Origin of the sequence: Allobosea sp. CRIB-10 (assembly GCF_900112185.1) — a bacterium.
Lineage (GTDB): Bacteria > Pseudomonadota > Alphaproteobacteria > Rhizobiales > Beijerinckiaceae > Allobosea.
On record NZ_FOKP01000001.1, the window covers coordinates 364,358 to 380,249 of the forward strand.

A 15,892-nucleotide genomic window follows, 5' to 3' on the forward strand; every position below is an offset into this window, starting at 1 on the left:
TTTTTATTTGTTCTCGTCAATATCGCAAGGTCAGCGCTCATCACGAGGTTCGGCACGCGGTTAACGCACGTTTACCCGAGCTGCAGAAGCGTTAACGGCAGCGCCGTCAACGGGCCGGAATCAGTTAGGGTTCGCCCATGACCCCTTTTTCCGATCAGGCGCATCGCAAGCGCCGCGACGAGATGCTCGGCATCCTGCTCATGGCGACGGCGATGCTGATCATCCCGACCTCGGACGCCATCGCCAAATATCTCAGCGGCGGCCATTTGCCGGCCTTCCTCAGCTGGGTGCGCTATGTCGCGGCGCTCGGCTTCATCCTGCCGGTCGCGTTGCTCCAGCACGCACGAGCGCCGGGACCGGCGCGCGCTCCAGCCTCGCAAGGGCGATACTGGCTCGCCCAGATCCTGCGGACCGCCTTTCTCGTCACGGCGATGACGCTGTATTTCGTGGCGATCGCGCGCATTCCGCTGGCCGATGCGCTCGGTGCTTATTTCATCGCCCCGATCGCCGCGACCCTGCTCGCCGCGATCGCGCTGCGCGAGCGGCTCAACCGGCAAAAGCTGCTCGCGGCCGCGCTCGGCTTCGTCGGCGCCATCCTCGTCGTGCGTCCGGGGACCGAGACCAGCGCCGACACCTTGATCGCGCTCGTCTCCGGCTTCTGCATGGCCTGCTATCTGGTGCTGACGCGCGCCACCGCGCAGGATCGGCCGCCGGTGACGACGCTGGCGATCCAGCTTTCCCTCGGCATCCTGATGCTGCTGCCCTTCGCCCTGCTCGGCTGGACGATGCCGACGCGCGAGGGGCTGCTGCTGATCCTGCTGATGGGCCTCGTCTCGACGCTCAGCAACCTGATGACGATCAGCGCCTTCCGCCTGGCGCAGGTGCAGACGCTCTCGCCCTTCGTCTATCTCGAGCTGATCGGCGCGACCGCGCTGGGGTTCTTCATGTTCGGAGACTTGCCCTCACTGGCGACCTGGGCCGGAATCGCGGTCATCGTCGCAGCTGGGCTGATCGTCGCGACCGCACGCCCCGTAGCGCCGCCGGCGCAATCCTGACCGCCCGCTGCGGGACGCTATTTCACCAAGCTGCTCAGGGCGCTGACGATGGCGCGTGGCTCGATCTCGGTCGGTGTCTCGTCGAAGGCGGCGCGGTAGTAGTCGAGCATGCTGAGCTGCTCGAAATTGTTCCAGATTTCCTCGTCGTTCATCGCCTGGCTGCGCTCCTCGAGATTGAGGATCATGCCATAATCCTCAGGCCCGGTGCCGTAGACCAATGGCGGCGGCAGCGGCTCGGAACGCAATTCGTTTTCCGCCGCGGCGATCGCCGCCTGCGCACCCGGCACCCAGACGCGATGATAGGCATTGCTGACATCGCGCTCGGGATCGCCCGTGCCGATCAGCACGGCGCGACAGGCTGCCGCGAACGCGTCGACCATGCCGTTGCGCTCGGCCAGCCGGTCGGCCGCGTTGTAGTTGGCGTGGATCGGATCGACATAGGCGAATTCGTTCTGCAGCAGCCGCGCCGGCTCGCCCTGCAGGAAGAGCCAGGGATGGGTGTTGTCGATCAGGATCTGGCCCGGCAGCAGATGCGCGGCCTGGTTCTCGCCCGAGGCGCTGAAGAACTGTTGCTCGGCGCCCTTGCAGGTCACGTTCGGATTGGGAGTCAGCGGCGGGCCCGGCCGGTCCGGCATCCGGATCGCCGCCATGTAGACCAGCACCTTGGCGAGGCGCGCATTGCGCGAGCGCCCGTGCCAAACGGCCTTGTCGGTGTCGGAAGAGAAGCGCTGCACCCTCAGCAGGCGGAAGCGCTCCTCGGCTGCGACAGCTCGGTCGGGAGAACGGCGACGCCCCATCTCAGTCGCCTGCGGTGACAGAGGGCTCGCGCATCGCTGTGACAAGACCGACGGGCAAGGCGAGTTTGCCTCCGATGATCACAAGAGGGCTTCCGAGCCCTGGCTGTAGCACGCCGGGCACAGGATGGATCGCGGGATCGAGAATGCGCGCGGCGGGATCTCTAGGCATCGGACACCTTCATGGCTCGCTCGGCCGGGAACTTCGCTCCCGCCGGCCGGGCAAGTCAACGAATCGACATGTCCCAGCGAAAACCGCCTTGTGGCAGGCAGAGGCAATCTTGCCCTCCCCCATACGAATGGTGACGCTCGGAAACGAGCTGTATAGTGTCCAGCCTAGGCCTTGAGATAGCGAGAACCGGATGTCGTGGTACAGTAAGGTCGTCTGGTCCGAAGGCTTGTTCCTGCGGCCACATCACCTGCAGCAGAACGATCGCTATCTCGAGAATCTGCTGGAGAATCGCGTCCGGCACGTCACGCCTTATCCGTGGGGGTTCTCGGTGCTCGAGATCGACCGCGACCTGGCTCAGCAGAGCCGCATCGGGCTCAGGCGCGCCGTGGGCGTGATGCCGGATGGCACGCCCTTCGCCATGCCGGACAATTCGCCTTTGCCGCCCGCGATCGAGGTGCCGGAGAACGCCGCCGGACAGTATGCGTGGCTGTCGCTGCCGCTCGCCGCTTCCAACACCCGCGAGGTCGAAGACAGCCTGAACGGCTCGGCCAGCCGCTTCTACCCGGCGACGGAGATGATGATCGACTCGACCGCCTCGCTGCGGGTCGAGGAGGAGATCGACATCGCTCATCCACGCATGGGCCTGGAGCTGCGCAAGACCGGCAAGCCCGGCTATGTCGGCCTGGCGCTCGGGCGGATCCTGGAGGTGCGCGACCGCGCCATCCTGTTCGACGAGAAATTCGCCCCGCCCGTGCTGCTCTGCTCGGCCCATCCGGTGGTCGACGGCTGGATGGACCGGGTCATCGGCTGGATCGACAACAAGCTCGAAGAGCTCGCGCGCTACGCCGCCGACCCGACCGCCGGCGGCGGCCTGCAGAGCGCCGACTATTTCATCCTGCAGATGCTCAATCGGCACATCCCGGTGCTGAAGCACATGCGCGGCTCGCGCTTCGTCCATCCCGAGCGCCTGTTCGTCACCCTGCTCGCCATCGCCGGCGAGCTCGCCACCTTCACCACGGCCGAGCGCCGCGCCCGCGACTACCCGGCCTATGATCATGACGACCTGGAGGGCTGCTTCACCCCGGTGGTGCGCGACATCCAGGACTTCCTCTCGGCCCAGCTCGGCCGCCGCGCCATCCGGCTCGAAATCGTCGAGCGGGCGCAGAACGCCTTCATGTCGACGATCCGCGACCGCGCTTTGATGCGCAATGCGACGCTGATCCTGGAAGTGGCGGCGCGCCGGCCTCTGACCGAAATCCAGTCGCAGTTCCCGCATCTGTTCAAGGTCGGCCCGAACACCAAGATGAACGAGATCGTCCATGCCCATCTGCCGGGCATCAATCTCGTCCATCTGCCGACTCCTCCGCCGCAGATCCGGGCGCTGACCGACCACGTCTATTTCTATCTCGACCGCACCTCGCCGCTCTGGCCGGAATTCAGCTCGGCGAGCTCGATCGGCATGCATTTCTCCGGTGACTGGCCCGATCTCGAAATGGAGCTCTGGGCCGTGCTCGAGGGCAGGCGATGAGCAATGACGGCTCCGATCCGTTCGGCCGCTCGGACCGGACCTTCATCCGGCCGAACCCGGCGGGACGGCGCGTGCCGCCGCCTTCCCGCCCGGCTGAGGCGCCGGGCTACCCGCCGCAGGGGCAGCCCTACCCGCCCCCGAACGCACCCTATCCACCTCCGCCTGCCGGCTATCCGCCGCCGCCATCGCCCTATGCGCCCTCCGGTGCGCCGCAATACCCGCAGGCAGCCCCTTCGCCCGGCGTGCCCGGCGGCGAGGAATGGATGTCGCAGCCGCAGCCGCGGCCAAGCGCACCGCCGCCTCCGCGACAGGGCTATGTGCCGCAGGCCCTGCCCAAGCGCGAGCAGATGCTCACGCCGAACACCAATCCGCTGCTGAAGGCGGCCGGGCCGCTTCTGCTCCTGCTCGGGCGCCTGCGCGCCAACCTGTCCCGCGCGCCGGCGACACAGATGATCGGCCAGGTCGGCGAGACGATCGAGGCCTTCGATCATGAGGTCCGCGCAGCCGGCTTCACCGCCGAGCAGACGCGCACCGCCAAGTACATCATCTGCGCCTTCGCCGACGACATCGTTCAGAACATCCCGGGCGAGGACCGGCATGTCTGGACGCAGTACAGCATGCTCTCGCGCTTCTTCGGCGAGCGCATCGGCGGCGTGCGATTCTTCGAGGAGCTCGAGCGTGCCAAGCGCGATCCATCGGTCAATTACGACCTGCTCGAACTGATGCATGTCTGCCTGGCGCTCGGCTTCGAGGGCGTGCACCGCACCTCGGCCGGCGGCGCCGCCAACCTGCAGATGATCCAGCGCAACCTGTTCGAGACGCTGCGGCGCGTGAAGCAGCCCGATCCTGAGTTGTCGCCGCGCTGGCAGGGCCAGGCGCTGACGGCCCGGCTCGCCGGCTTCAAGATCCCGGTCTGGTCGGTCGCCGCCGTCGCCGCGGTCGCCGTGCTCGGCCTCTATTTCATCTTCCGCGCTTTGCTCGGCGGCAATGCCGAGGCCTCGGCCAGCGCGCTGCTCTCTGTCCATCCCAAGGGCGACATCGAGATCATCCGGAAGGTCGCGGCGAGGCCGCCGCCGCCTCTGCCGCCGCCGGCGCAGCCGCCAAAAGTCTGCGGCACGGTGCAGCCGCCAATCACCTGCGAGGTGACGCCGAACCTGATCATCGTGCGCCTGATGGGCATTACTCTGTTCGATCCCGGCCAGGCGGTCGTGCGCAATGAGTTCCGCCCGCTGATCGATCGCATCTCGACCGTGCTCAACGAGGAAGGCGGCGCGATCAAGGTCGTCGGCCACTCCGACTCCGATCCGATCCGATCCGCCCGTTTCCCCAACAATCTCGAATTGTCGAAGGCCCGCGCTGTAGCGGTCGGCGACCTCCTGAAGACCAGGCTGAAGCAGCCGAACCGTATCAGCACCGACGGCAAGGGGCAGGACGTGCCGATCGATACCAACGCGACCGCGGCCGGCAAGGCGAAGAACCGACGCGTCGAGATCCTGATCCAGCGCAACAGCTAGGACCGGGTGGCGATGCAGGAGACGGGTAGACGATGAATCTCGCGACGTGGCTCAGGATCGCAGCTATTTTCGTCGGCGCGCTGGCGCTGACGCTGCTGATCTGGTTCGGCGGCCCCTTCGTCGCCTTCGGCGAGGTGCGCCCGTTCGAATCGGTCTGGGTCAGGCTGCCGATCGCGATCGTGCTGATGCTGGGAGCGCTCGGCTGGATCGCCTGGATCGTGATCAAGCGGCGCCGGGCCGTCGCCGCGCTCTCCGAGGCAATGGCGAAGGAGGAAAGCCAGACCGGTGACGGCGCGGCGCTGTCGGCCGCCATGCGCGATGCCTTGGCGACGCTCCGGCGCACCCGCGGCAAGGATGGCGGCGATTATCTCTACGACCTGCCCTGGTACGTCATCATCGGCCCGCCCGGCGCCGGCAAGACCACGGCGCTGATCAATTCCGGGCTGAAATTCCCCCTTGCCCGCGGCGGCCAGACCCCGGCCGCGGTCGCCGGCGCCGGCGGCACCCGCTATTGCGACTGGTGGTTCGCCGAGGACGCGGTGCTGATCGACACTGCCGGCCGCTACACCACGCAGGACACCGATACCCGGGCCGAGCGGACGAGCTGGCTCGCCTTCCTCGATTTGCTCAAGGCCAACCGCCCACGCCAGCCGATCAACGGCGTCATCGTCGCGATCAGCATCGAGGACCTGCTGACCTCCTCGCAGGAGGAGATCATCGCCCATGGCGACGCGATCCGCGCCCGCCTGCTCGAGCTCAACGAGCGGCTCAAGGTCGATTTCCCGGTCTATGCCGTCTTCACCAAGGCCGACCTGATCGCCGGCTTCAATGAGTTCTTCGCCGCGCTCTCCGAGCCGCAGCGGCGCATGGTCTGGGGCCACACCTTCCAGACCGTCGACAAGACCCGCAACATGATCGGCGACGTGCCGGCGGAATTCGACGCGCTGATCGAGCGGCTGAACGAGCGCCTCTCGGATCGCCTGCAGGACGAGCACAACCCGACCTCGCGCGCCAAGCTCTTCGGCCTGCCGAGCCAGATGGCGACGCTGAAGCCGGTCATAATCGACTTCCTCGGTCGCGTCTTCGAGCCGACGCGCTATCAGTCCAGCGCGACCTTGCGCGGCTTCTACTTCACCTCCGGTACCCAGGAAGGGACGCCGATCGACCAGCTGATCGGGGCACTCTCGCGCAATTTCGGCAGCGACCACGCCGATTCCGGCTCCTATTCCGGCCGCGGCAAGAGCTTCTTCCTGACCGACCTGATCCAGAAGGTGATCATCGGCGAATCCGGCTGGGTCTCGACCGATCTGCGCGCCGCCCGCCGCTCGACCCTGCTGCGCATCGCCGGCTTCAGCGCGGTCGCGCTGGTCTCGCTGGCGCTTGGCGGCATGTGGTGGACGAGCTATGCCCGCAACAGCGACCTGATCAACCAGACCAATTACGGCCTCGCCGACTATCGCTCCAGCGCCGCCCCGGTGCTGCAGGAGACCACCCTCTCCGACCGCAATTTCAGCCGCGTCCTGCCGCTGCTGCACAAGCTGCGCCACATGCCGGCCGGCTATGCCGACAAGGACGAGCCGACGCCGGTCGCCGCCACCTTCGGCCTCAGCCAGCGCGAGCGCCTGCAGTCGGCGACGCAGGAGAGCTACCATCAGGCGCTGGAACGGCTGCTGCGCTCGCGCATCATCTTCCGGCTGGAGGAGCAGCTCGAAGCCAACGTCAACAATCCCGGCTTCATCTACGAGGCGCTCAAGGTCTATCTGATGGTCGGCGGCCGCGCTCCGCTCGACCGCGACCTCGTCCTCGCCTGGATGCGGCAGGACTGGGCCGAGAACCTCTTTCCCGGCGCCGCCAACGCCAAGGGCCGCGAGGCGCTGGAGGAGCACCTCGTCGCCCTGCTCGATCTCGACGACGGCGCTGAGCCGGTGGTCAAGCTCAACCAGCCGCTGATCGAGAGCAGCCAGCGCACCCTGCGCCGGCTCAGCATCGCCGAGCGCGCCTACGAGCTGCTGCGCACGCAAGGGCGCAACGCCGCCCGCGACTGGGTCGCGGCAACCCGCGGCGGTTCGGATGCCCGCCTCGTCTTCGAGGGCGTCTCCGGCGAGGATCTCGATACGATCCGGGTGCCGTATTTCTACACCTATGACGGCTTCCAGAGCGCCTTCGTCGACCGCCTCGGCGATATCGGCGAGCGCATCGAGAAGGAGCGCTGGGTCCTCGGCGACAATGCCGACCAGGCGGCGATCACCTCGCAATATGCCAGCCTGTTCCAGGACCTGCTGAAGCTCTACGCGCGCGACTTCACCGCCTCCTGGCAGAAGGCGCTGCGCCGGCTGAAGCTGCGGCCGCTCAATGCCGACAAGCCGAAATACATAGCGCTGTCGGCCATCGCGGCGCCGACCTCGCCCTTCAAGCAGCTGCTCGAATCGATCCGCGACGAAACGCAATTGACCAAGGAGCGGGCGGCGCCGAAACGGCCAGCCGGTGCGCAGGCTGCCGAGAAGATGGCCGGCCAGGTCGCTGACCACGCCGCCAAGACCCTTGAGCAGCGCGCCAATTATTCGCTCAGCCGCCTCGGCACCAGCCTGCCGCTCAGCGCGCCCGGCGTCGACCGCGTGCTCTCCGGCGGTGGCGGCGGCGAGGCCCTCGGCGCCAACATCGAAGCGCAGTTCAAGGCCTTCCACGTCCTGGTCGAGGGCGATGGCGGCAAGCGGCCGGTCGATCAGGCGCTGCAGATCTTCGCCGAGATCAACCAGAACCTCGCAATGGCCGCCACCACGCCGGCCCAGGCCGCCGCCGCCAATGCGGCGCTGGTGCCGCTGATCGCCTCGCTGCGCGGCAATTCCTCGCGCTATCCGGCGCCGTTCGACGCGATGATCGTCGCGGCCGTCAACGATTTCGAGGGCGATGCCACCGGCGCCACCGTCTCGCTGCTGCGCCAGGCGCTGGCCAGCGAGGTCACCGGCCGCTGTTCCAGCCTGCTGGCCAATCGCTATCCCTTCGCCAAGGGCAGCACGAGCGAGATCGGCCTCGCCGACTTCGCCCAGCTCTTCGCGCCGGGCACCGGTGCGATGGACAAGTTCATGAAGGAGCGGCTCGACCCCTATATCGACAAGTCCGGCCAGAACTGGAGCTGGCGCCAGGACAGCCGCGTCGCCCGCGCGCTCTCGCCGACGACCTTGCGTGAATTCCAGCGCGCGAGCGACATCCGCGAGGCCTTCTTCCCGACCGGCGGCAACCTGCCCAACTTCCAGATGGTGGTGGTGCCGACCACCCTCTCCTCCGACGCCTCCGGCGCCAAGCTCGAGATCAACGGCTTCACCGTGGCGAGCCAGCAGGGCGTCAACACCCCTACGCCGGTGATGTGGCCGGGCGGCGGCCTCGCCAAGACCTCGATCACGCTGACGATCGGAGGCGGCGCCGCCGCCAACAACAATGCCGGCGGCATCTTCGGCGGCGGCTTCTTCTCCAACAGCCCGACGCCGGCAGCGCCAACCGAGGTGAAGATGTTCGACCGCACCGGCGTCTGGTCCTTCTTCCGCCTGCTCGATGCCGGCTCGGTGCTGCGCCAGGGCGACAATGTCGTCTTCACCCTCGCCGCCGGCGGCCGCCAGATCGGCTACCAGTTCGGCGTCGGCTCGCTGAAGAACCCGCTGGTGCTGCCGGCGCTGCGCGAAATCCGTTGTCCGGCGGGGATTTAGCATGAGCTGTGGATTGTTCGGGAAGCTTCCGGGCAAGCGGGACTTCATCGCGCTGAACGCGCCGACGCCCTTCCTCTCGGCCTATGAGCCCTGGCTCCAGGGCGGGCTCACCGCCAGCCGGGTCGAGCTCGGCGGCGGCTGGCAGAATGCTTTCCTCAATGCGCCGATCTGGCGCTTCTGGTTCGGCAGCGCCTTCTGCGGCACGACCGTGGCCGGCGCCTTCATGCCCTCGGTCGACGGTATCGGCCGCTACTTCCCGCTGACTGTCTTCGCTCTCGCCGGCCCAGGCGCCGCGATCCCGCCGCCCGAGCTCGATCCGCAGGACACCTGGTTCACGCAGGCCGAGGACTTCCTGCTGCGCGCGCTCGAACCCGAGGCCAGCTACGAGGCCGTGGCGCATGCGCTGGGGGGACTCGCAATGCCCTATGACGACCTCAAGGCCGCCCCGCCTGCCGACATGGTGCGCCTCTCCGACGGCACCATCGTCACGGCGCTCGATTCCGCCAGCTTCCCTGCCCGGCTCTCGGCGCTGCGGATCGAGGATCACACCCGGTCCTATGCCCATGCCAGCTATCTCTGGACCATCGGCGGCGACGATTTCGAGCCGCTCGCTCTCGTCGGCCAGGGCCTGCCCAGCCCCTATCTCTTCACCGGCCTCCTGACGGGCCGCTTCGACGCCTTCCTCGGCGCAGGATCGGCCGCATGAACGAGCACCGCACCGGCTCTTCCTTCGAGACGGGTGCGGTCAGCCATGCCGGGCGCGTGCGCAGCCACAACGAGGACAATCTGGTGGTGCGGCCCGAATTCGGGCTCTGGGCCGTCGCCGACGGCATGGGCGGCCATCAGAACGGCGCCATGGCGAGCGCGATCGTGGCCGCGAGCCTCTCCGCCGTCGGTCCGGCCGCGTCAGCCACCGAGCTGCTCGACCGGCTCGAACGCGCCGTGGTCGAGGCCAATACGGAACTGCGCCGCAAAATCCGCGAGCATGACGGCGCTACCATGGGCGCGACGCTGGCCGTGCTGCTCGCCCATGACCGCCATTTCGCCTGCGTCTGGTGTGGCGACAGCCGCGTCTATCTCGTCCGCGGCGGGCAGATCACCCAGGTCACCCGCGACCACACCGAAGCCCAGGACATGATCGAGCGCGGCCTGCTCACCGTCGAGGAGGCGCGGACCTGGCCACGGCGCCACGTCATCACCCGCGCCATCGGCGTCCACGACCGGCCCGAACTCGACATCGACCATGGCGAGCTCGAAGGCGGCGACGTCTTCGTGCTCTGCTCGGACGGGCTCACCGACCATGTCCGCGACGAGGAAATCCTCCGCGCGGCCGTCTCCAGCGGCGCGCAGGCCGCCTGCGACGCCTTGCTGGCGCTGACGCTGGAACGCGGCGCCACCGACAATGTCACCGTGATCGTCGTGCGCTATCATCACGACGGCGGAAGCGAAAAGACGCGCTGGGTGCCGAACATGCGCCAGCGCAGGAGCGATGCGCCATGAGCGACCCCGACCGCACCGTCTTTCTGCCGCGCACTGGCCTGGCGCCTGGCGTGCGGCTGAACGGCATCTACGAGATCGAGCGCCTGATCGCGACCGGCGGCATGGGCGAGGTCTATCAGGGCCGCGCCATCCAGACCGGCGACGCCGTCGCGATCAAGATCGTGCGCTCCGACATGGCGCAGGACGCCAACGTCATCACCCTGTTCCGCAACGAGGCGTCGGCGCTGCACAACCTCTACAACGAGGCCATCGTCCGCTACTACGTGTTCACCGTCGACCCGGCGACGCAGGCGACCTATCTCGCCATGGAGTTCGTCGACGGTCAGTCGCTTTCCGACCGCTTGAAAGATGGTCCGTTGTCTCTGGAGGAGGCCGATCTCCTGCGCCGGCGCATCGCGTCCGGCCTGCAGGCCGCCCACCTGCTCGGCATCACCCATCGCGACGTCTCGCCCGACAACATCATCCTGCCCGGCGGCCAGGTCACCCGCGCCAAGATCATCGATTTCGGCATCGCCAAGTCGAAGCTGGCCGAGAAGACGGTGATCGGCTCCGGCTTTGCCGGCAAGTACAACTACGTATCGCCCGAACAGCTCGGCCTCTACGGCGCCGAGGTCACCGGCAAGTCGGACATCTACAGCCTCGGCCTCGTGCTCGCCGAAGCGCTCGGCGGCCGCCCGCTCGACATGGGCGGCACGCAGATGCAGATCCTGGAAAAGCGGCGGCGCGTCCCCGATCTGGCCGCCATCGACAAGCGCATTCGCCCGCTGCTGGCGCGCATGCTCGCGCCCGATCCGAAGGACCGGCCGGCCGACATGGCCGAGGTCGCGGCATGGCAGGCCAAGGGCAGCGCGAGTTCTGCAGGCGGTGGTGGACGCAGCTTTCCCTGGGCGCTGGTCGCCGGCGTCGCGGCGCTCGCCCTGCTTGCCGGAGGCGGGTTCCTCGCATGGAAAATGCTGGGTGGTAACACACCGGTCCAGCAGGCGATGAACGCCCCGCCGCCCGCCTTGAGCGACGATCGCCCGCCGGCGTCACCCGGCGCGGGATCGAGCAGTCCGCCGCCTGAGCTGACACCCGCGAACCCGCCGCCGGCCAGTCCGGCTCCCTCGCCGCAGCCTGCGAGCCAAAGCGAGCCGCCAACTCTCCAGCCGCCTGCGGCTCCGACGCAGACCGTGCCGACGCCGGTTCCGCCCTCTCCACAACCGCCCGCGCCTGCCCCGCCGGAGCTGAACCCAACGCCGACGCCACCACCGGCCAGCCCGGCCTCGACGACCGCCCCGACCGCCCCGCTACCGGTGCCGACGCCGACACCGCCAGCCATTGACCCGGAGCCACGCACAGCCGCCGAGCGGACGGCTCGCTATGTCGCGGATTATGATGGCGGGGCCTGCTTCTTCCTGTGGCCGACGACGATCGCCGACAAGCGCGCGGCGATCGAAGGCTTCGGCAGCACGGCCGAGCCCTTCGTCAGCTTCGACGCCGCCTTCAAGAAGGCTCAGGGCTACGAAGCGCAGATCAGCCTGCGCACCGTCACGTCGGCACAATGCCCGATGGTTGATTTCCTGCGCCAACTCGGCCGTGGTATCGATCGTAGCCCGGTGATGCAGATCGGCGCTTTCACCATGAAGAGCGGCGACACGCTCTCCGGCTCGGTCGAGACCGACCCGGGCAAGAACCTCGACATCCTGCTGATCGGCGATGACGGGCTGGTCTACAACCTTGCAAACTATACGCGCCGGGAAGGTCGCAGGGCGAGCTTCAGCCTGAAGCTAGAATCGACGGCAGCGTCCGGCGCCCCGGTCAGGCCGCAGACCGTGCTTGCCCTGGTGAGCCAGTCGCCGCTACCGACGCTGTCGGGCCCCAACCCGGCTCCCGCCGGCGACGTCTTCCCGGGCCTGCACCAGGACATCGCCCGCGCCGGCGGCAAGGTCGGTGTCGGCATCAAATATTTCCGGATCGAGTGAGCGCCGCGGTCGTTTCGCGGCAGGGCGAAGGCCTGAGCCCCATGCACCTATGCGCCTGCTCAGGAGTCCTTCGAATGAAAGCGAGTTTATCGCTTAGAGCACGTTCCGATCTGATTGCACCGCAATCAGATCGGTAAACCGTTCTCTATCAATAATTTAGAGACTGATTCGCCGATCAGGTCGGATCAGTCTCTAGCTGGTCGCGCCAAAGCCAGCGGCACCACCATCCCGTCGCGGATCGTGACCTGGCGGTCCATGCGGGCGGCGAGGTCGAGATTGTGCGTCGCGACCAGCGCCGCCAGTCCCGAGGCGCGCGCCAGCGCCACCAGCGTGTTGAAGACGTGCAGCGAGGTGTGCGGGTCGAGATTGCCGGTCGGCTCGTCAGCCAGCAGCACGCGCGGCGCATTGGCGACGGCGCGGCCGATGGCGACACGCTGCTGCTCGCCGCCCGACAATTCGCCCGGCAGATGGTCGAGCCGCTCGCCGAGGCCGAGGAAGCTCAGCAGCTCGGTCGCGCGCGATTCCGCCTCGGCCTTGCCGAGCCCGCGAATGCGCTGCGGCAGCACGACGTTCTCCAGCGCCGTGAATTCCGGCAGGAGATGGTGGAACTGATAGACGAAGCCGATCTCGGTGCGCCGCAGCCGGGTCAGGCCCTTGTCGTCGAGCTGCGAGGTCGGCACGCCGCCGATGAAGACCTCGCCGCCATCGGGGCTTTCGAGCAGGCCGGCGACGTGAAGCAGGGTCGACTTGCCGGTGCCGCTCGGCGCGACCAGCGCCACGAGCTCGCCCGGCCAGATCGCGAAATCGGCCTTGCGCAGCACCTCGAGCGGGCCGTCGGACTGGGGATAGTAGCGCTCGATCTGGGAGAGGAAGAGCGCCGGGGTCTCGGTTGCCATCAGCCTGCGTTCCTCAACCCATCCGCAGGGCTTTGACGGGGTCGAGCCGCGCTGCCTTCCAGGCCGGATAGAGCGTCGCCAGCAGCGACAGGACGAGTGTCATCACCACCACAGCGGCGACCTCGCGCCAGTCGATCACCGAAGGGATGTCGCTGAGGAAGCGCACGGTTGGGTCCCAGGGGTTCACGCCAAGCAGGCTGCTCAGCCCCTTGTTGATGGTCTGGATGTTCTTCGCGAAGACGACGCCGAGAATGAAGCCGGCGATGGTGCCAAACACGCCGATCGCCGCGCCCGTAATCAGGAAGACCCGCAGCACAGTGCCGCGCGAGGCGCCCATTGTGCGCATGATCGCAATGTCCTCGGTCTTGTCCTTCACCAGCATGATCAGGCCCGAGACGATGTTCAGCGTCGCGACCAGCACGATCAGGGTCAGGATGATGAACATCACATTGCGCTCGACCTCGAGCGCATTGAAGAAGGTGCGGTTGCGCTGGCGCCAGTCCGACAGCACGAGGGGGCGCGGCGCGTCCTGCTCGATCCGGTCGCGCACCGCCTGCGTCTGGTCGGGATCGTTGATGAAGATCTCGATGACGTTCACGTCGCCGTCGCGGTTGAAATAGGCCTGGGCTTCGCCGAGCGGCATGAAGACGAAGGAGGCGTCGAACTCCGACATGCCGATCTCGAAGATCGCCGTGACCGGATAGGCCTTGATCCGGGGCGCCGTGCCGAAGGGCGTCGAGGCGCCGCGTGGGGTGACGATCGTGATGGTGTCGCCGACCTGCAGGCCGAGCGACCCTGCCAGGCGTCGGCCGATCGCGACACCATTGGCGGTGGCAAAGCCATCGAGCGTACCCTGGCGGACATTGCTCGCGATGAAGGGGATCGACTTGATGTCCTCTTCCGAGATGCCGCGCACCAGAACGCCGCCATTGCCGACCTGCGAGGAGGCGAGCGCCTGCCCCTCCACCAGCGGGATCGCCAGCTTGATGCCCTGGATCTGCCGGAGCCGCGCCGCGACCTGCTCGTAATCGTCGAGCGGCCGGTCGATCGGGGTTGCGAAGATGTGCCCGTTGACGCCGACGATCTTCTCCAGCAGCTCCTTGCGGAAGCCGTTCATCACCGACATCACGATGATCAGCGTCGCGACGCCGAGCAGGATGCCGAGGAAGGAAAAGCCGGCGATGACCGAAACGAAGCCCTCGCGCCGCCGCGTGCGCAGATAGCGGCCGGCGAGCAGCCATTCGAAGCCGGCGAAGGCCTTTGTGCCGGTCGGCACGCTCCCGGCGGCCGGAGCCTCGGCGACGGCGCTCATGACCGTCCTCCTCCGCTCACGCGCTCGCCTCCGCGCCCTTGCCGGGGAACCGCGCCAGCGCGGCCTCGAGCGAGACCAGCTCGCGCTCGCCGCCGGCGCGGCGCTTGAGCTCAACCTTGCCCTCGGCCAGCCCCTTCGGGCCGACGATGATCTGCCAGGGGATACCGATCAGGTCGGCGGTAGCGAACTTGCCGCCCGGGCGCTCGTCGCGGTCGTCATAGACCATGTCGTAGCCCTTGGCCGCGAGACCCTTGTAGAGCTGGTCGCAGGCGCCATCGGTCGCGGCATCGCCGGTCTTGAGATTGAGCACGGCGATGTCGAAAGGCGCGATCTCGTCGGGCCAGACGATGCCGCCCTCATCATGGCCAGCCTCGATCAGCGCGGCGACGAGGCGGCTCGGGCCGATGCCGTAGGAGCCCATATGGACCGGCACCAGCTGCCCGTCGGGGCCTGTGACGGTCGCGCCCATCGGAGCGGAGTACTTGGTGCCGAAATAGAAGATATGGCCGACCTCGATGCCGCGAGCCGAAACCTGGCTTTCGGCGGGGATCGCCGCGAAGGCATCCTTTTCGTGCATTTCCTCGGTCGCGGCATAGAGGCTCGTCCACTTGTCGACGATGCCCTGCAGGCCGGGGACGCTGTCGAAGTCGGTGTCCGCGGCCGGCGTTGCGAAGTCGAGATAGTCCTTGTGGCAGAAGACCTCGCTCTCGCCGGTCGAGGCGAGCACGATGAACTCGTGGCTGAGATCCCCGCCGATCGGACCGGTATCGGCGCGCATCGGGATCGCCTTCAGGCCGAGCCGCGCGAATGTCCGCAGATAGGCGGTGAACATGCGGTTATAGGCATGGCGAGCACCTGCCTGGTCGAGATCGAAGGAATAGGCGTCCTTCATCAGGAACTCACGGCCGCGCATCACGCCGAAGCGCGGGCGGACCTCGTCCCGGAACTTCCACTGGATGTGGTAGAGGTTGAGCGGCAGGTCCTTGTAGGACTTGACGTAGGAGCGGAAGATCTCGGTGACCATCTCCTCATTGGTCGGGCCGTAGAGCATCTCGCGGTCGTGCCGGTCCTTGATGCGCAGCATCTCCTTGCCATAGGCATCGTAGCGCCCGCTCTCGCGCCAGAGATCGGCCGACTGAATGGTCGGCATCAGGATCTCGATGGCGCCCGCGCGGTTCTGCTCCTCGCGCACGACGGCGCTGATCTTGTTGAGAACCCGCAAGCCGAGCGGCAGCCAGGAATAGATGCCGGCGGATTGCTGGCGGATCATGCCGGCGCGCAGCATCAGCCGGTGCGAGACGATCTCCGCTTCCTTGGGCGTATCGCGCAGGATCGGCAGGAAATAGCGGGACAGGCGCATGGAACACTCGTTGAAGGGGCGATGCGCCAGGACCGCGCAACGATTCAGATTAGTCCAGAGACACCATCGGCGTTTGCAAATTGCAAACGCTAATGCACA

The 15,892-nt window shown here is 67.4% G+C and carries 11 protein-coding genes; 7 read left to right on the forward strand and 4 right to left on the reverse strand.

Annotated elements, in window-relative coordinates:
• Nucleotides 1–137 precede the first annotated feature (137 nt).
• Complete coding sequence (locus BMZ69_RS01680; protein WP_092154134.1) at nt 138–1,055, forward strand: DMT family transporter; 918 nt, start codon at nt 138–140, stop codon at nt 1,053–1,055.
• Nucleotides 1,056–1,072: 17 nt separating this feature from the next.
• Here the strand turns inward: BMZ69_RS01680 and BMZ69_RS01685 are convergent, their stop codons facing one another.
• Nucleotides 1,073–1,852: a hypothetical protein gene (locus tag BMZ69_RS01685; protein WP_139218953.1), complete on the reverse strand. Its 780-nt coding sequence runs from the start codon at nt 1,850–1,852 to the stop codon at nt 1,073–1,075.
• A 359-nt stretch (nt 1,853–2,211) separates the two neighbouring features.
• Between BMZ69_RS01685 and tssK the strand changes: the two genes are divergently transcribed.
• From tssK to BMZ69_RS31470, 6 genes are read left to right on the forward strand one after another with little or no spacing between them, the layout of a single operon-like run.
• Nucleotides 2,212–3,549, forward strand: a complete 1,338-nt coding sequence (tssK, locus tag BMZ69_RS01690) for a type VI secretion system baseplate subunit TssK (RefSeq protein ID WP_092154138.1) — start codon at nt 2,212–2,214, stop codon at nt 3,547–3,549.
• The gene (icmH, locus tag BMZ69_RS01695) at nt 3,546–5,063 is read left to right on the forward strand and encodes a type IVB secretion system protein IcmH/DotU (protein ID WP_092154141.1); all 1,518 of its coding nucleotides are present in this window, start codon (nt 3,546–3,548) and stop codon (nt 5,061–5,063) included. The genes tssK and icmH overlap by 4 nt, the downstream gene beginning before the upstream one ends.
• Nucleotides 5,064–5,095: 32 nt before the next feature.
• Entirely contained in the window at nt 5,096–8,764 is a 3,669-nt protein-coding gene (gene tssM / locus BMZ69_RS01700; protein WP_092154143.1) for a type VI secretion system membrane subunit TssM, read from the forward strand.
• A gap of 13 nt (nt 8,765–8,777) precedes the next feature.
• A complete protein-coding gene (gene tagF, locus BMZ69_RS01705) occupies nt 8,778–9,470 on the forward strand; it encodes a type VI secretion system-associated protein TagF (RefSeq protein ID WP_244543162.1) in 693 nt (230 codons plus the stop codon).
• On the forward strand, nt 9,467–10,264 hold the full coding sequence (locus tag BMZ69_RS01710) for a PP2C family protein-serine/threonine phosphatase (protein WP_092154147.1): 798 nt from the start codon (nt 9,467–9,469) through the stop codon (nt 10,262–10,264). Before tagF ends, BMZ69_RS01710 begins: the two co-directional genes overlap by 4 nt.
• The gene (locus tag BMZ69_RS31470; protein WP_175506627.1) at nt 10,261–12,225 is read left to right on the forward strand and encodes a serine/threonine-protein kinase; all 1,965 of its coding nucleotides are present in this window, start codon (nt 10,261–10,263) and stop codon (nt 12,223–12,225) included. The genes BMZ69_RS01710 and BMZ69_RS31470 overlap by 4 nt, the downstream gene beginning before the upstream one ends.
• A gap of 185 nt (nt 12,226–12,410) precedes the next feature.
• Here the strand turns inward: BMZ69_RS31470 and BMZ69_RS01720 are convergent, their stop codons facing one another.
• From BMZ69_RS01720 to proS, 3 genes are read right to left on the reverse strand one after another with little or no spacing between them, the layout of a single operon-like run.
• Nucleotides 12,411–13,121 (reverse strand): ABC transporter ATP-binding protein, encoded by a 711-nt coding sequence (locus tag BMZ69_RS01720; RefSeq protein WP_092154149.1) that lies wholly within the window; start codon nt 13,119–13,121, stop codon nt 12,411–12,413.
• Nucleotides 13,122–13,134: 13 nt separating this feature from the next.
• Nucleotides 13,135–14,433, reverse strand: coding sequence for a lipoprotein-releasing ABC transporter permease subunit (locus tag BMZ69_RS01725; protein ID WP_092154151.1), 1,299 nt, complete (start codon nt 14,431–14,433; stop codon nt 13,135–13,137).
• 16 nt (nt 14,434–14,449) lie between these two features.
• Nucleotides 14,450–15,793: a proline--tRNA ligase gene (gene proS, locus BMZ69_RS01730; RefSeq protein ID WP_092154153.1), complete on the reverse strand. Its 1,344-nt coding sequence runs from the start codon at nt 15,791–15,793 to the stop codon at nt 14,450–14,452.
• Between the last annotated feature and the right edge of the window lie 99 nt (nt 15,794–15,892).